The following is an 18,158-nucleotide window of genomic DNA, read 5'->3' as shown; positions in this document are numbered from 1 at the left end:
TTTACAAGTGCATGTGTTCACTGGGCGTGTTCCGTATTAATACCTTACGAAGTGGTATGGCGCTAAACACCAACGCTGCGATGAAAATACTGACAATAAAAGTCGTTAACACTGACCAATCTATGGTTAATGCCATGCTCCAGCCAAATGCAATAGGCATAACATAGTTGAGTAGAACCCATCCTAATAACACGCCTAAAGGAACAGCGAGCCCTAAAGTTGCTCCTATAATGAGGCCTGTTTGTAAAAGCTTAGCACCTAAAAGCGTGCGATTTGATACACCCAACCGTTGTAAAACCGTAATGGGTTCTAACTGCTGGCGCCCTAAGGTTAAAAAGCTCACCCACATACCAAATAATGCGATCAATATAATAAAAAAATTCAAAGCACTGGTAACGGTAAACGTACTGTTAAATAGCCTTTTAGCAAACGCTTTAAACTGCCTGTTTTCAATAATTTGCGAGCTATCTAAGGCATGTAATGTCATTAATTCATCTCGAATGCCCGAAGCACTTTTGGCATCTTCAAGCCATAATGATACCCCATATTGCTGAAAGCGAATCGTACTGCTAAGCATGGTATCGGTCGTACTCACAAATGCTAATGCCTGTTCACCATAATCATAAAATACACCCGTTATGACACATTTTAAATAGCGATTTTGTTGCTGAATAATGACTTTATCGCCAACGGAGAACTGATATTTCAGTAACCCAGGTTCATTAATGAGGCATCCGTGGTAGCTTGATTCAACTCGAAAGTGACGAGGCGTAACCGATTTATCTCCTAATAAATTAAGATGCGAATAATATTCACTACTTTGCCCAAAACTCATTAATTTTGCAGAATAAATGTGATCAGACTCTCCCGTATTTTTTATCACTTCAACGGGGGCATGCCAGTACACACCGACCCGCTCAATATCTTGGCGCTGTGCTAATGTATTTTTCAATTCATCTAATTTGTCTTCGACCCGAATATACAAATCGGCACTGAGTCGCTTCGTTAAATGTTTATCAAGTGCATCACTAAAGCTGCCCACCATAATTTGCATGCTGATTGCCGCCCCCACAGCCATCAGCATCGCTAATACCGAAGAAGATAACGCCGACAATTGATTACTACTGTCTGCACGTAGCCATAACAACACCACATTTTTTGTTGGCCAATTAACAACAAACACCGACTTAATCGTAATAGGGGTAACAATAAAAAATAGCATTAATACCCCTACGCAAAGCATTAAGGCCTCCACTTCTGTGACGGCATAAAAATAGTAATATCCAGTTATAAAAACCGTAACGAAAACAGCAGTAAATCTCAGCCAAACAAACTTTAAATGACGATGACGCACCTGCATCAAGACAAACCCGAACAACACAACCCCATTTAAAATGAACGCCAATAAAACTAGCCACCAATCAAATGATACGACCAATGCCCGATCCAGTTTATAGAGACTTTGTAAGGTGCTTGATACATCTAGCACTAATAAATTAGCTAACACACTGCCTAAAACTGCGCCGAATATGGCTGCAATGAAACTTAGCGCTATCAGCTCAACAATGAGTGCTTTAAGCAACATTTTCATACTACACCCAAGAATAAACAGTTGTTGTTGTAAGACCTGCCTAGACGTATAAGCTAATTTGATCGCATTAAAACTCAAAAATGCGCCTACCACATATCCTAATAGCGCCAATGCTTTCAGATTCAAGAAAAACGCCTGTGACAACCCATCAAATGCTTGCTCTTCAACACTCTCTACTCGGCCAACCGTCGACGTTAGTGCTCTGATAATACTGAGTGCCAGCTGAGAGTTCGCTGTATCGTTCGTTACTTCAAAGTAACTAATTTGGCCGTTTGCCTGTAGTAATGTGTCAGCCACATGAATATCAACTAGCCCGCTTTTTCCTAGCCCCTCCATCGCAATGACGGGCATGCTTTGCTCTGTATTTTCGAATATGAGTACGGGGTTGTCGGGGTCTAAACCTAACCGGATAATCATAGTCGGGTCTAAATACAGCGTGTTCAAAAATGACATCGGCATGGCTGCCGTTTGACTTCTTGATAAAGGAGCGGTTACATTTTGCGCTGTCGACGTTTTATTAAGCCACTGCAATAAATTAACCCCTTTTATTCTTAACAGTTGACCGGCTTGGGTTTTTATCGTCCCTTCTAATACTGGTTGCGCTGATGTTACGCCCTTAGCACGCAATTGCTCCCACAGTGCAAAAGGCAGGTAATTTTGCCCTAAAATAGGGCGGATAAAATGACTAATGGGGTGATTAATCATCGCCGTTGTTGACTGATACCGTTTTGCAGCTTCAAAATTGAGGCCTTGGATGGCCGTTAACAGGGCACTGCCTAAACTCAGACCCACCAGAAAGAGGACGAGTAGTCCAAAGTGACGGCGATAGAACCCCCAATATGTCAGTAAAATAAGCTTAAATTCAACCATGCAATTGACCATCTTTCAGTGTCAGTTGCATAGGTAATTGTGAGGCTAACCGCGTACTGTGCGTAACTAATACCAGATTAATTGCACGCTCATCACATAGCTCAACGAGTAACTCGAGTACGTCTTGAGCACGTTGGGTGTCTAAATTTCCTGTTGGTTCATCTGCAAGTAGTAAATTTGGTCGATTTAATAATGCACGCGCGATCCCTACTCGCTGCTGTTCTCCTCCTGATAATTGTTGCGGCAAAGCATCTAACTTATGCGCAATGCCCAACCGCTCTGCCAAACTTATTATTTCATCTTCGCCACAAGGCATTTTATTGAGACGCGCCTGAAAAGTAATATTGTCTTTTACGCTGAGCGGACTGAGTAGCTGATATTGCTGAAAAATAATTCCGATAGAACGGCGGTAATAAGCGAGCTGTTGGGCTTTCAAATCACTAATGACTGTATTATTCACAATCACCTCACCCGAGTCTGGTTGCAGTAAGCCCGCAAGTAAATTCAATAATGTAGATTTACCCGAACCACTATCTCCTACTAACGCAAGTTGTGTTGCTGGTGTAATAGCCAAAGAAATGTCATTCAATATTTTCCGCTTTATATCTCCATCAACGCGTGAAAATATGACATTTTTAAGTTCTATCATCCGTATACCATCCAGAGTGTAAAATTCGACCAATAAATATTATTACAAATTAAAACATAAAGTTATGTATACACATAGTCAAAAATATTACTTCGTAAGGTTTAAGTTAAGAATTATTCAGCATACATTGAGTTAATTGCTATTGCACAGCACGACCTTCTTCGCTTAGATAATAACGCGTTTTAATTATAAGGAAACATAGCATGCAAGCTTTGCATTTCGCATTGAGTCTTGGTCTCTTAACTGCGTCAGTTCTTACAAGCAACACCGTAGCAGCATCTGAGCTGGGCTCAGCAAACACCGATTGGCAAAATTACAATAGCAAAAAATACCTTGGTTTTAAGTATCCATCGGGCGCTCAAAATGCCGTCAGCATTACCTTTGATGATGCGCGAGACAGCCAAATAACCGTGGGGATGGATATTTTCGCTAAACATCAAGTTAAAGGGACTTTTTATGTTGTGCCTGAAAGTGTATCTCGACAGCTAATTGGGTGGAAAAAAGCCGTTGAATATGGTCATGAAATTGCAAATCATACCAGCAACCATACGTGTACTGGCAATTTTGAATGGCTAAGAGCTCGGGGAATGAGCCTTGAAAATGCCACCCTTGACTGGTTGAAAAATGATATAGAGCAAGCCAATACCTACCTCAAAACGCACTTAGGTATTATCCCTACCAGTTTTGCCTACCCATGCGGAAACACCTTTGTCGGTCGAGGTATTGATACTCGAAGCTACGTGCCGCTGATTGCGCAACAATTTCAATTTGGGCGCACATGGAATGATGAGACCGCCAATAACCCAAACTTCACTGACTTTGCTCAGCTGACTGCTATTCGGATTGACGGACAGAGCTTTAAACAAATTAAAACCACGCTTGAATCGGTCAAGCATAATAATAGCTGGATAATTCTTGCCGGACATGAAGTGGGCGAAAAAGGCTTATATTCCGTAGATAAAACCGTGCTTGATCAACTTATTACCTATTTAAAAGACCCTAAAAATGGCTATTGGCTAGAGACGGTCAATACCATAGGCAGCTATATAAAACAGCATAGAAAAGCGCCGTAATACGGTGTAATTGTCAATCTTAATATCTCGGCCTACACTTCTGCACTAGAGAAAATGCAGCCTCGATTTGCATTTTAATTATGACATACATGCGTCAATTTAAGGAAGTTTAGGTATGGAAAACACCCCTTGTGATTCAACGATTGTTTCAGCGGCTATCTATCCACCAATCGGTGTAATGCGTGTCGGCAATAGTCCGTCGGAGTATTTTATTGGTCCAGAAGTCAGTGAACCACTCCCACAATCACCTAGTTTTTACCGTGATAGCACTGGCGCTTTAAAGCGCCAAGCTGCACGTTTTCGGATATATGGGTTGAATGCGAACGGCGAAGTCGTTAAGGAGCTAACAGCCAACAATGCCAATATAACGTGGCATGCGCAACTTGCGAATCAAAAAGCCTCTTGGTACAAATTTGAAATCGCACTCGATATTCCAGAAGCTGCGGATGCAAAACCTTCTATTTTACGTAACGCCAAAGTAGAAGGTGACAAGCGACGCGGTTTGTTAATTGACGGTGCTAAACACACTATATCGGGCTGTAATACGCCAGGAAATGATACGCAGTTTGTAGGTCAGTTTAATGAAGTAAAAGTATACTTAGGTGAAATGACCACTGACTCTCAAGGACGGTTAGTGATGCTAGGTGGGCATGGTAAATCAGCGAATCCACTCGGGCATCAAGCAATTACTTTTGGCAATAACGAGGGCTGGTATGATGATACCTCTGACGGCCCAATTAATGCCGACGTTGTCTATGACGATGTATCATTATCGGTAAAACCTGGCTGGGTTGTATGTGCACCGCCTGATTATGCTCCGATGCAAAAATCTGTCAGAACAATGTGGGACTTAATGCGCGATATCGCCGTTGGCGCTAACATGTTACCTGTTCCGGGCAAGCCTTCCTTTACCCACGACATTTTACCTATTTTCCAACGTATGACCGACTTACAGTGGGTTAATGCCGGTTTTGCTGCTGGTTTTGGGTGGCAGAGCCCATTTGATTTTACATCAGAACTTTGGCTAACACGCTTAAGTGATCCTTCTGCAACATGGCAAGAATCAAGACGTACTTTGTTTAACAATTTTAGAAATTTAGACACCCAATTTGATATTGGCGAGAACCCCATGTCGGTTACCGCATGGGATCCAACAAACGCATCCTTGTCTCCACAACAATGGCCATGGATCTATGGCGATGCAATGAGCATTGATGCAAACGAGTCACCTCGACAGTTTTTAACGCTGACTAGACTGCAGCTTAATGCATTATCGCAATGGGTTGATGGAGAGTTTATTGCCGATTATGACCCTGCTCGCACAGTACCTACGGCTATTGATGATGTTCCAGTTACAGAGCAACCCGATATGCTAACCAAAGCAGCCATGGATTTTTGTTTGGCTGACGCGTTTCATCCTGGCTGCGAAATGACATGGCCGATGCGCAGTGTCGGTATGTATAGTGAAGCCTTTAGATTACGCCATGCTGAGGACACCTCCCCAACACACGATGTTAATTTTGGCCCTGTACTAACACCACATACAGCTCTCTCTTTCGACGGCCCAATAAATAATGGACAAATAGCAGGGGGGATCACACGCTGGATGGCCATTCCTTGGCAAACAGATACTGCGTCTTGTAGAGATGGATACAATACAGCGCTCGACCCATATTTGCCGACCTTTTGGCCTGCGCGCGTCCCAAATAATATGTTAAACCAAGAAAACTACAACAAGGTCATCAACGAAAGTTTACCCATCGATGAGCGACAAGCAGCGTTTAACGAACGAGAGTTTTGGCTTGATGATTTACCCATTGGCCCCACAACTGACTATACGGCACAAATCAACGACATGATTGATAACTTTGATAAATTGGCGGTCGTACTTCCAAAAACGGAAAAAGGCGTGAGTGGCTTCCCAAGTACCATGCAAGTCGGCTTAACACCGGATTCAAATGCACCCGTTAGCGCATTAAAATCTACGGCTCAGCACAAAGCTAAAAAGGGTATTCGCCCTGACTTAAGCCTAACAGAAAAAGCACATCGCTTTATCAAAAAAAGCTAACGACGATGACTACAACGCAATTGCCAAAAACGCAAGTTGCGATAATAGGAGCTGGTGTAGGGGGCTGTATTGCAGCTCTTGCACTCGCGCCCTATTATTGTGTAACGCTTATTGACAAAGAAGCCGCACCGATTAACAAAATTGGCGAGTCATTAGCACCTGCTGCACTGCGCATTTTAACTCAGCTAAAACTAGCACATTTACTCGATGATAAACGCCACATACTCAGCCATGGTACGTTATCTTATTGGGGCTCGTCTGAACCAACTTTAATAGACAATTTAAGAAACCCAGATGGATTCGGTTGGCACCTAGACAGATCCTACTTTGAAACACAACTACGTAATGCTTGTATTGATGCAAAAATTCACTGCATATGGCCGGCTCAATTAACTGACAGTGTTGCCACTGATGAAGGCTGGCAACTTTCATTGCAACACGACAATAGCCCACTTCAACTCAATGCCAACACAGTGATTGATGCATCAGGTCGTCATTGCGCTTTTGCACGCCAACAAGGTATTACTCGCCAGCAATTTGACAAACTCATGTCAATTGGGTTCACTGCAAATGTCAATATCAAAAAGAAAACAGCGCTGATCAGTCACACAGATGAGGGTTGGTGGTATAGCGCTCCAATTCATAACCCTGAAAAAAGCCCGACTCAGGCGCAACAAAAAAGGGTGTTTTCGTGGTACGCAGATGCAAAACTGATAAAAAATGCACGTATAACTGACCCATCTCAGCTATTAAATCGGGCTAAAAGTATACCTGGATTCACCATACTTTCATCCAGAATAGAAGAGAAAAATGCTCAACTACACCCTCTAGTGGCAGCGAATTCGTCAAAGTTAGTGAGTTGCTCTGGTAAAAATTGGTTTGCTTTAGGGGATGCTGCCCTAAGCTTTGATCCGCTGTCTTCCCAAGGTATGTTCAATGCGATGGCCTGTGCTATTCAATTAAGCGAATTAATTATAAATAATGGTTTAACGCACGCTGAGAATATACCGCTATACCAACAACAAGTAGACAAAATTTGGCTTAGCTACCTCGCTCATCGGGCACTCTATTACAAAATGGTATCATAAAAACAAATAAACTATTTACATTTGGAGAACAATATGTAAACGTAACAGGGACTTAAATAAAAGGATACTTACAATGAAAATGACGTTAAATAAAAAGAATATAAAGCTATTATCACAACAACAAGATTTGGCTACAAAACACACTCCAGCAATTGCTGGCGGTCGAGTGCCTGATACGGTATTTTGCCGTACAAAAATCGAATCTTGTAAAGTGGTCTGTTTTTGGTCAATTCAAGGCGGCGATCATACCTGTATTTAAATTCACAGTTTAGATCTCGGTAGTCGTGCCGGTTTATACATCGTAATAACGCACTTCTACCGCTTAGTATCCTTCCTCATGCAACTTTATTAAAAACCCACAGAAAGCTATGTGTTCACCAAAAAGCCACGTATAATTCCCGCGTTTAAAAATTTATGTTTGCTTAAATTTCAATATTTTATCACTTGAGGTAATTCATGCTGCTCGATGCCATTTTCGTTAATTTTATTATCATCAGTTTTTGTTTGGCCGTAACTTGTATCATTATGGCAATCACTAAAAAATCATCCAGCAAAGAAGCTCGTTTACAAACCAAAGTTGAATACGGGTTGTTTGCCAGCAGCGGGATTATTGCAGGTGCGCTCGCCCTATATGGTTATGTTGGATAAAGCCTCCTGACACTCCCTGACAGGGTGATGTGTTTTACTTGCTGTGACTTATAAATCACTCAAGGAAAACACATTATGACTACCAATATCATCGAAGTCGTTAAATTTGAATTAGCCAGTGGCGTAACAGAGCAGGACTTTATGTTAGCGAATGAGGAGTTTGAAACTTTTTTGAACGCACAACCGGGTTTGCTTTATCGCTCACTCGCCAAACAACAAAACAGCTCTGTGTATATTGATGTTGTATACTGGAACACACTCAATGATGCAACACGAGTACAACAAGCTTTTTATGACTCACCACACTGTAAAAAGTTTATGCAACTGATCAATGAAGACAGTGTTGAGCTAACGCATAACCGCGTGATAGCCCAAACAGCATGTACTAACTGACCTACTAGGGTGTAAATGTGCATAAATCTGAAAGACTCTTTCAATTAGTCAACGTTTTAAAAGGCCGCCGACTTGCGACAACGGCTGCACAGCTGGCTGAGCATTTCCACGTTTCAGAACGCACCATTTACCGTGATATTCAAGACTTACAAAACTCAGGAGTGCCAATTGAGGGTGAAGCAGGTATCGGTTATTTGATAGCCAACTGCCCGCTTCCCCCTATGATGTTTACCGTAGAAGAGCTCTCCGCTTTATTGCTTGGCACCAAAATGGTTGGCGCGTGGACAGATCCAACCTTAAGTGAACATGCCAAATCAGCGATGGCAAAAATCGAAGCTGTTTTGCCCACCCACTTAAAGCAATCTCAAGATGATTCACCCTATTTAGTCTCTAGCTATAGCCATGACAGTAAGCAGCAAGCGCTTAACAAGCAGCTGCGTCATGCAATTGAAAATAAACAGTGTTTGCACCTTGCCTACTCGGACGTTAATCACACCTCCACAATGCGTCAAATAGAGCCCCTTGGACTGGTATATTGGGGTGGAAAATGGACTCTCGTGGCGTTTTGCCAATTAAGACGTGACTATCGAGAGTTTAGAGTCGACAGAATAGCTTCTGCCACAACATTAAGTACACACTTTAATACCTCAGATGATAAAAAGTTGTCCCATTATGTTGCGCTTGTTACTGCCAAATACGCCAATTGTACAAATAAAAGTTAGCTGATAGTTTTATTCCTACAGTAATCACATGCTTAGCCTGCACTTACAAAGCAGCAACAAAGTAATAACAACAAATTTAATCACGCTGCCTACACTTAATAGTATGATGGTTAACCAATTTGGTGATGTATGAAAACAGTCGTAAAATGGTTGGCAGGAAGCATTTTTGTAATACTAGTCATAACGTTAGGTTGGCGAATGTTAAGCCAAGATGATGCATATACAATGCGCCAAGTGAAGGCAATTGCCACATCAAATAACCATCATATTCTTGACTTTTATCCACATATTTCACAATCAAAACGTCCTAGAGACCCCTACTCGTTCCCCATTCCTTTAGGCGTAGTTGGACCCAACACCAATCTTTACTCAGGCCCCAATCAATACCCATTTTTTTGTATGACTCTTGACTCGGGTTTAGGCCTACCTGAAGTCGATAATCATGATGGTGACGGAGTATCTGTATACGACCAACAACAAAAATTACTGGGTTATAGTAAAGATTGTGGCGTGAAATCCCGTATTGAATACTACACCATAGATACGCAGCTAGCACCACGAAAACTCAAAGACAATGAAGGTGTTTCTGATTTTTCAGGGCCTTTATTTAGAGTTGAACAAGGCACAATTAACCGCTTTATTTATACTATCATCGTGCCTATTACACCGCTTGATATACCTCACCGCAATACGTCATCTTTGTGGAATAAACGGCTTATCTATCAATTTAATGGTGGTTCTGGCATTGGCTATCGTCAAGGCAGGCAAACAGCCTGGAAAGTAATGAAACGCCAAGCACAGCAGCTCCTAGATGGATATGCAATCATCAGTTCAAGCGGCAATAAAACCAGCTACACCTACAATATGCTACTGGCAGAAGACACAGCAAGGCGTGTTAAGAAACAATTTGTGAGTCTCTATGGTGAGCCTTTATATACCGTTGGTATTGGGGGCTCTGGCGGTGGACTCGCCCAATACCTCATTGCCCAAAATAGTACCGGAATTTTGGATGGCTTACTGCCATTGTATAGCTACCCAGATATGATAACCCAAACCACTTATGCGCTTGATTGCGACTTGCTAAACAACTATTTTACGTTTCGGGCCGACGATAAAAAAACCTGGCGCAATTGGGATCGCCGCCGCTTAATTGAAGGTATGAATGCCATAAACGACTTTCCACAACGCGCAGGCTTTCTTCAGCCACTTAATCAGTTAATGGCTGGCTTTGTACCCACATTTCCAGAGGGCAATAGTGAATGTATTAACGGATACTTTGGACTATCCGCGTTTATTAACAATCCAAAACAAGGTTTTTTACGGGCATTTTTCGCAGATTCTGTGGTCGAAAACACCAACTGGAGTTATTGGCAAGATATGCAACACATACTCGGCAAAGATCAGCAAGGATTTGGCCGCTCTACATGGGACAATATGGGGGTGCAATACGGCTTAAATGCATTAAATAACGGTGAGATTTCCTTCGATGACTTTATCGATATTAATCATAATATTGGTAGCTGGAAACCACAAAACGACATGGCTCAAGAACAAATAGTAACGCCTTTTGGCACAAACCTACCCCTGTGGTTATCCTTGTGGGGCAATGAGAATATCACAGAACCTGCACCTGAAGCCCCAGCGGCTCGCCATCAAGGTAATATCGAAGCAATGCATGCTGCGTATCGTTCAGGACAGGTATTCATTGGTAATATTACCCTCCCCATCATTGATGCTCGTCATTACTTAGAAAATGAGTTAGACATGCATCACATGTCAGCGTCTTTTTATAGCCGCTTACGCATTAACAAAGCATTGGGTCATACTCAAAATCACATCATTTGGGTCGCTCATAAAGATCATGACCCAACTCAAGCCGCCTTTGCCATGATGGATAAGTGGCTGCTGGCAATTACCGAGTATACCCCTGAAGGAATATTGAATGCTAAGCCCAATGAACTGCAAGACACCTGCTTTGATAGTGACGGCAAAGTGCATGCCTCTGGCAGTACCGTATTTAACGGGAAGTGGAATAATCAAAAAGAGGGCGCTTGCCAGTCTAGATTCCCGATGTTTAGCACCAGTCGTATTGAGTCAGGTGCGCCTTGGGCCGGTGATATTTTTAAATGTTATTTAATGAGTATCAACTCTGCCATTGATAAAGGCATTTATGCCGCACACAACATGACTGTAGATATGCGAGCTCGGTTGCAAGCAACATTTCCGCATGGCGTTTGTAATTACGACGTACCGGATATGGGCAGACCCAAAGACATTTGAGTTGCAGTGCTTTTAACAAATTTGCTATTGTTGCGTCAATCTTGTTACCCAACAACGGAACCTCTATGCAAGCACTTTTCTCTTACGGTACATTACAACACTCACAAGTACAGCTAGATACTTTTGGTCGATTGTTAGAAGGTGAACCTGATGCATTAATTGGGTATCAACTTGGTGAAGTTGAGATAACGGATGCAGCCGTGATTGCCAGCAGCGGCAAAACCCATCACCCTATCTTAAATTATACAGGGGATCACGATGACATAGTGCGTGGTACTGTATTTTCAATAACAGATGCTGAATTAGCGCAAGCCGATGAATACGAGGTAGATGCGTATCAGCGAGTTAGTGCCCCTCTTCAATCAGGAAACACCTGCTGGATTTATGCTGCCGCTGAGAGCTCTCATGACTAAAACGCAAAAGAAGCTTGAACAACAACTCATTCAATTACTCACCAATGCCTGCGAAGAACTAAAAACTCAGCTTCCGGAGTTTGAATACCTCACTCATTATGGGCAAATGAGTAAACTCAAGCACACGTTAAAAGTTGAGCTTTTCTGTACCAATACACTCAGTGGCAAGCAGCTATCCCAGTCATTGGGCGTTATTAATGATGAGATAAAACCTATGGGATTGACATTAAAAGCCCATGATTTGCTTATGACCGTTCAATAAAGTATTGCTCCAATATGGTAGAGCAAGCTATAAAACGCCCACTTTTATAGCTTGCTTGGCGGGTGAATGACCATATACCAGCCTTACAACATCAATCGCCTTTAATATCGAGTCAATTTTACAGGTTAAAACGCTGCCTCATCGTGTCTGTTAGTTTTCTCGTTACCAAGCTCACAGCACAACTTGTGAATAATTATATTAAATTGTATTTTTGTGTAAAAACACTTTAATTAACATTCTATTCGGTTGTAATATAAGGTACGAATAATCTATAAACCTGCCTTTTACAAGGACGACCATGCATCACTTAAAATATTCATCACTGGCTATTGCAATCGCGCTACTGAGTGCCTGCTCTTCAGAAACAACAGAGTCAAATAATGTTAAAACCGAGGCTATTTGGTCTGACATCTACGTGACTTCGAATGGCCAAGATAGCCGCGTTATCGCAGAGTTAAATGTCTCAAGTCGAAATGGAAATAACTTAAAATTAACCAATGGTGATAAATTACAAGCGACTGTCGGCACAACAGTCAAAACATTAGAAGAAGACGATGGCTTTTTCGATATAGATTACCGCGCTGTTTTTGACGTGGCGGTAGGCGACACTAAATTTATTGTGCAGCTTAACCGCGCATCAGAAAATAAAACTCTGACCAACACGATAACACTGCCACCGCAATATCAGATCCTCGCTCCACAAACGGGTCAATTGTATGATAAAGACGATTCAATCGAGATCGAATGGACAAAAAGCGGCGCTGGTGATCAATTTAGCATTGTTTTCAATACGGAGTGCACTAAAAAAGACGGTGATAAATTAACCGGCTCTGAAATATATAATAATGTGTCAGACGATGGTGATTTCACTATTAACTTATCGAATGTTGAATTTTTCAACGACGCACTGATTAACACTCAACACGATTGCACTGGGTCATTAACATTCGAACGCAGACGCCATGGGCAAATTGACCCTGCTTATGTGAGTGGCAGTCGTACGTATGCCGCACAGCAACGCTCACTAGACAATATTATTATATCACTTTAATAACCCCCGTCTTTATAATGGGTGCGTGTAATATATTTGACATACTTACCGTACCCAATTATAAATTCATAAAAAATTCCTCTATTTTTCATGAATTAAAGTTTCCTAACCTCCTACCGATAAGCTAATCTATACAAGTAATTTTATGTAACAACAGCAAGGATGAGCGAAATAGCTTTGTTACTACAAATAAATACTAATAACGTAACCGGGACGTTGTACAAAGGATATGGTTACAATAATACTATTGGAAAATATAGCTTATGTCGCTCACACAGTTTTCAGATCAGTTTATAACTGATAGCTTTGATAGTGCTCACTATGAACTTATTCATAAAATTGGTGAAGGCGGGTTTGGTAAGGTATTTAAAGCCAGGCATAAAAATACCAATCAATTCGTTGCCATCAAATTTCTCGCTTTAGAACCTCATTTAGAAGAACAAAAAAAGCGCCGTTATATAGAACGGTTTAAGCGTGAAACACAATTAAGTAGCCAGCTACAGCACCCTCATATTGTCCGACTATTAGATAAAGGACAAGTCGACGATCATCTCCTTTACGGGGTATTTGAATACGTTGACGGCATTTCACTGCGTCAGCACCTCACACAAGAAGGTGCACTGAATGCGGTTGATGCAACAGATGTGATGTTACAAGTATTAGATGCACTGATACATGCCCATAGCCGAGGCATAATACACCGAGACATAAAACCCGCTAACATTATGTTGGCGAAATCAGGGGCAAAAACTTACGCAAAAATACTCGACTTTGGTATTGGCACCTTGGTTTCAGAACACCGTCAGCCAGACTTTAATACCCTTACGCTCACGCAAGAAACCCTAGGTACCCCCTCATACAGCGCCCCCGAGCAGTTACGTGGCGAACCTGCCACAACAAAAACCGACTTGTATGTTTGGGGCCTTGTGTATCTAGAGTGTTTAACAGGCTTGCCAGCGGTAACTGGTTCAAGCATCGCCTCGATTTATCATAAGCAGTTGAGCGATATAAACGTCCCGCTGCCAGCCCCTTTATTGGGTCACCCTTTGGCATCATTGCTAAGAAGAGTGCTTAAGAAGAACGCCATAGATCGCGTGATCACCTCACAAGAAAGCTTCAATGAGCTTAATAGCATCAATGTGGCAAATCTGGTTGGCATTCTAACCAAGGGTGAAGCCCAGCATGGTTTTGATGACGACACCGTCATCTTACGTAAAGATGCTGAAGGCGACCAAGGAAATCACCACACCCTACTCACTGAGCGTAAACAAATTACAGTTTTAGCACTCAAAATTAGTATTTCTGAAATTAGCGATAACACGAAAGACTTAGACGTTATAGATGCATTAACCAAGGCACAATTAAACCAATGTATTGATATTGCGACACGTTTTAATGCTTACCATGTCGGTACTCTTGGGGATATGCTGCTATTTTATTTCGGCTTTCCCATTGCCAGCGATAATGATACTCGCCTATCTGCGCGCACCGCACTTGAGATCATGAGCGAAATGTCAAAAAGAGATGCCTTAATGCAAGATGTGCATGGCATTTCTTTCAATATACACATTGGTTTGCATACCGGCGTATTTGTTACCTATGCCAACGCCATTCCTGAAGGTCATATTACCAATACGGCCTTGAGTCTCGCTCGCAGCGCAAAGCCAAAACAAATACTTTGCAGTGGTGACTCAAGAGCAATTTTAGAGCCGTACAGCGAATTTGAAACGATTGACTTCCCTACATTAAAGCAACCCGGTTCACCTGCAACGGTATATAGTCTAAAAGGTGAAAGGCAAGTTGAAGCATTTGGCTTTATGCGAGGCACACGTAATAATCATGAATTAATTGGCCGAGAAAAAGAGCTAGATAAAACCCTTTCTGTTATTAAGGGCAAAAATACCCAAAGCCATTTAACCCACATTCATGGTGAGGCAGGCATTGGTAAATCTCGTTTACTACAAGAAATACGCAGTCACGCAGGTCAATACCAGCATTTAGTGGCACAATGCCTACCCGAGCACCAAAACAATGCACTTTACCCTGTACTAACACTTATTCGATATTTGTTTAATACTGCACACCTCGATGTACAAAGCGCCATAACCTTATTCAGTGACATAATACAAAAGCAAGATCAAAGCGTTACTGCCACACAGGCGATGCCAATATTGCTGATTTGGTTAAATATCGAATTACCTGAAGACATGCAAGCGTCCACCTTAGCACCAGACCAGCAAAAAATAATACTGTTCAATAGCTTAACAGCCCTCTTACTGAATCAGCAATACAGTTTAAGCGAAAATAAGCTGTATATTATCGAAGACATACACTGGGCTGACACCACCACGATTGAGTTTCTTCAGCACTTCGCGGGTCAACTAGCTACAGGTAATGTGTTGATCAGCACGTCTCGACAGCAAGTGCCCACATCGCTAAAAGATCTCACGTTATTGGAAATCAATCTCAATAAATTAACGGCACAAGCCACAGAAGACTTTATTATCAGGCTATTTGATAACCAGCCAGTTTCACGCAATGTACTCGATATATTAGTCAGTAGAACTGATGGTATTCCATTATTTATCGAAGAACTTGTTGGTATGTTAAAGCAAAAAGCCTTGGTCGGTCTCGTTGAAGGTGAAATTAACTTTGTAAGCCCAGACAAACTAGATCAAGTTCCCAGCAGTTTACGTGAATCGCTCCAGCAAAAACTCGATAGCCTCATTCATGCCAAAGAAACCGCCCAGCTTGCGGCGACAATCGGACGTGAGTTCGAATATGAGTTGCTTATTAGTGCGTCATCATTAAGTGAAAATCAAATTCAGAATGATCTGAATGAGCTGATAGCCAATGATTTAATTATACAAAAGCGAAGTATAAATAACGAAACCTACATATTTAAACATGCTTTAGTGAGAGATGCAGCGTATGACAGCATGTCATTTGACTCTATATCTGAACAACATAACCTGATAGCGAACACCATGCTCCACTCTAAAGTATGGTATTCAGGTGAAAAGCTAATCCTTATTGCACAACATTTTTTAAAAGCAAAAAATATCCCTAAATTCATAGAAATATCAATAAAATCAATAAAATCAATAAAATACAACTATCGAATAAATAACTATGTAACCGCAATTTCTGTTTATAATAATTGTAAAGCTGGATTAATGAAAAACCCGGCTTCTCTAATCAGTAGCCGAGTAGAACTGTTAGAGTCTATATTTCCATGTATTGTGTCGCATGAGGGAATGGGTTCAGAACAAGTTTATAACATTGGTTTAGAGCTATCAAAGTTAGAGAGTGAGCTTCCTGAAGGAAAAACACTAAGTGATAAGTCTAAATTTATTATCATGTGGATAAATTACCAAGATCTACATTTTCGCTCGCTCATTCAAGAGGCAGATATCCAAGGTAGAAAGCTATTAAAAGTACTTTCAAAATCAAATGAACGTCAATTCTATATTACAGTGCTAGCACAATTCGTTCAAACTCAAGCCTGTATCGGAGAGCCCGAGAAAGGTAAGGAATATGCTACTGAAGTTATTCGCTCTTACAATGATGATAAAGACAAAAATCTATATAGAACTTTTGGTTGGGATCCTAAGTGTGTAGCCTACAATCAGCTTTCATTAATTCAATCTTCTCTAGGAGAGTTTGACAACGCAAAGATTAGTATAAAACTTGCTTATGAGCATGCAAATAAAATAGAGAGTGAAATCGACCATGATATAACATGGGCATTTGAAATACTTTATATTTATTTAAAACGTGATCGTGAGGAAATGAAGAATAGAACAAATTGCTTAAGTGATGAGCGCGATTGGACTGCTGACAACTGGTTTAGGTTATTTGTCCAACTAGGGAAAGATTGGGCGAATACTAATACAAGTATCTCGAAAGAGTTTTGTTCTAACATTCTAGAGCAAAAAAGAGGAGGACCATTTTTTTACTGGTTACCTATGTATTTAGAGTCAGCTTTAAAAAACAATGATGAAATTTCAACATTGCAAGAAATAATAGAAACCTGCTTTAACAATAAAATTATAGGCCCTAGCCTTATACTCATTAAATTAGCAGAAAAACACAACATAACTCTAAATAAAAATACGAGTTATTTAAAAAAATATTTTGATAACCCGCAGTTAAAAACAACCCTACAATTATTAAAGGACGAAAGTAATGTCTAATTCAAATTCTACACGATTTGGTAGCTCCGCATTTGGCTCGTTTTCTCATACTTTACAAGTACTATTTGACGAAGCCCTTTTGGATGGAACTGCTGCTCACGAATCATGGAGCCATGCTTGGGGAAGAGCTGTCGCTTATGCATGGGAATCTCAGGAAAACAAATCCCTATTACTAGAGAAACCACTGGACGTACTTGCTAAATTTAATTATGTTCCACCAGCAGGCGTCGATATAAGAGTTATCGATGCAAATCGAGACGATGATATTTCATTTACTATTGAAAAAAATGAGAAAAAGGTTTCTTATAGTAAAAGTAATCTTGCTTCTGGACGTTTTAAAGCATACTTAGTAGATGCTAAAACAGTTATCGCAGACACCGAGAATGATGGTTTTGTATCTTTTAGTCTGGTATCCGAGTGTAATGACTTATATAAAAATGAGACTAAAGTCTGGAATGATATTCCAGTAAATGGTTGGGTATCTGTCCCCAGTACTGGGTTAGTCGTAAAACACCCATCAGGAAATTTATGGTTTGTCACTACCGAAGAAATAGCAACACCAAAATCTATTGATGAAGCAAAGTCAATCGTTTCTCAAACAATGGATGAATATATTAGTTCTAACCCGGCTTATCTAAATTTATCTTCAACTATCATAATGAAATTACCACCAGCTCCAGAAAAAAGCTCAAATATGGCACTAATGGATTATGATGCGCTTGGAAAAATTTATCCGTTTACGACCTGAATAGGAGGGGGAGTTCTGCTCCCCAACTAAAATGAATTATACGATATGTAAAAACTTTATTAATTTGAAATGGATAGATAACAACATTGCAGATTATTACTTAAAT

At 40.9% G+C, this 18,158-nt stretch carries 15 protein-coding genes; 13 read left to right on the top strand and 2 right to left on the bottom strand.

Annotation, left to right across the window (positions count from 1 at the left end):
* Nucleotide 1: 1 nt before the first annotated feature.
* Nucleotides 2-2,461: an FtsX-like permease family protein gene (locus PAUR_RS21820; RefSeq protein WP_192509825.1), complete on the bottom strand. Its 2,460-nt coding sequence runs from the start codon at nt 2,459-2,461 to the stop codon at nt 2-4.
* On the bottom strand, nt 2,454-3,110 hold the full coding sequence (locus PAUR_RS21815) for an ABC transporter ATP-binding protein (RefSeq protein ID WP_192509824.1): 657 nt from the start codon (nt 3,108-3,110) through the stop codon (nt 2,454-2,456). Before PAUR_RS21815 ends, PAUR_RS21820 begins: the two co-directional genes overlap by 8 nt.
* Before the next feature lie 203 nt (nt 3,111-3,313).
* Here PAUR_RS21815 and PAUR_RS21810 point away from each other — a divergent pair, with 203 nt between their 5' ends.
* The 13 genes from PAUR_RS21810 (at nt 3,314) to PAUR_RS21755 (ending at nt 18,052) form a co-directional block, all read left to right on the top strand.
* The gene (locus tag PAUR_RS21810) at nt 3,314-4,183 is read left to right on the top strand and encodes a polysaccharide deacetylase family protein (protein WP_192509823.1); all 870 of its coding nucleotides are present in this window, start codon (nt 3,314-3,316) and stop codon (nt 4,181-4,183) included.
* Nucleotides 4,184-4,298: 115 nt separating this feature from the next.
* Entirely contained in the window at nt 4,299-6,251 is a 1,953-nt protein-coding gene (locus tag PAUR_RS21805) for a LodA/GoxA family CTQ-dependent oxidase (RefSeq protein ID WP_192509822.1), read from the top strand.
* 5 nt (nt 6,252-6,256) lie between these two features.
* The gene (locus PAUR_RS21800) at nt 6,257-7,339 is read left to right on the top strand and encodes an NAD(P)/FAD-dependent oxidoreductase (RefSeq protein WP_192509821.1); all 1,083 of its coding nucleotides are present in this window, start codon (nt 6,257-6,259) and stop codon (nt 7,337-7,339) included.
* Nucleotides 7,340-7,412: 73 nt separating this feature from the next.
* Nucleotides 7,413-7,598 (top strand): hypothetical protein, encoded by a 186-nt coding sequence (locus PAUR_RS21795; RefSeq protein WP_192509820.1) that lies wholly within the window; start codon nt 7,413-7,415, stop codon nt 7,596-7,598.
* Nucleotides 7,599-7,864: 266 nt separating this feature from the next.
* Nucleotides 7,865-7,987, top strand: a complete 123-nt coding sequence (locus PAUR_RS23855; RefSeq protein ID WP_263973716.1) for a hypothetical protein — start codon at nt 7,865-7,867, stop codon at nt 7,985-7,987.
* 75 nt (nt 7,988-8,062) lie between these two features.
* Nucleotides 8,063-8,380 (top strand): hypothetical protein, encoded by a 318-nt coding sequence (locus PAUR_RS21790; RefSeq protein ID WP_192509819.1) that lies wholly within the window; start codon nt 8,063-8,065, stop codon nt 8,378-8,380.
* A gap of 17 nt (nt 8,381-8,397) precedes the next feature.
* A complete protein-coding gene (locus tag PAUR_RS23940; protein ID WP_192509818.1) occupies nt 8,398-9,102 on the top strand; it encodes a helix-turn-helix transcriptional regulator in 705 nt (234 codons plus the stop codon).
* Nucleotides 9,103-9,231: 129 nt separating this feature from the next.
* Entirely contained in the window at nt 9,232-11,382 is a 2,151-nt protein-coding gene (locus PAUR_RS21780) for a DUF6351 family protein (RefSeq protein WP_192509817.1), read from the top strand.
* A gap of 65 nt (nt 11,383-11,447) precedes the next feature.
* Nucleotides 11,448-11,795 (top strand): gamma-glutamylcyclotransferase family protein, encoded by a 348-nt coding sequence (locus PAUR_RS21775; protein ID WP_192509816.1) that lies wholly within the window; start codon nt 11,448-11,450, stop codon nt 11,793-11,795.
* Nucleotides 11,788-12,057, top strand: coding sequence for a hypothetical protein (locus tag PAUR_RS21770; protein WP_192509815.1), 270 nt, complete (start codon nt 11,788-11,790; stop codon nt 12,055-12,057). The genes PAUR_RS21775 and PAUR_RS21770 overlap by 8 nt, the downstream gene beginning before the upstream one ends.
* Before the next feature lie 298 nt (nt 12,058-12,355).
* Nucleotides 12,356-13,108 carry a hypothetical protein gene (locus PAUR_RS21765; protein WP_192509814.1) on the top strand — a complete coding sequence of 251 codons (753 nt, stop codon included), beginning with the start codon at nt 12,356-12,358 and terminating at the stop codon, nt 13,106-13,108.
* Nucleotides 13,109-13,371: 263 nt separating this feature from the next.
* Nucleotides 13,372-17,304, top strand: a complete 3,933-nt coding sequence (locus PAUR_RS21760) for a TOMM system kinase/cyclase fusion protein (protein WP_192509813.1) — start codon at nt 13,372-13,374, stop codon at nt 17,302-17,304.
* On the top strand, nt 17,297-18,052 hold the full coding sequence (locus tag PAUR_RS21755; RefSeq protein ID WP_192509812.1) for a hypothetical protein: 756 nt from the start codon (nt 17,297-17,299) through the stop codon (nt 18,050-18,052). The genes PAUR_RS21760 and PAUR_RS21755 overlap by 8 nt, the downstream gene beginning before the upstream one ends.
* Nucleotides 18,053-18,158 lie beyond the last annotated feature (106 nt).

The sequence above is a fragment of the Pseudoalteromonas aurantia 208 genome, from assembly GCF_014858725.1.
Classification (GTDB): domain Bacteria; phylum Pseudomonadota; class Gammaproteobacteria; order Enterobacterales; family Alteromonadaceae; genus Pseudoalteromonas; species Pseudoalteromonas aurantia.
The sequence above is the reverse complement of the archived record's forward strand: the minus strand, read 5'-3'. Positions and strand labels throughout refer to the sequence as shown.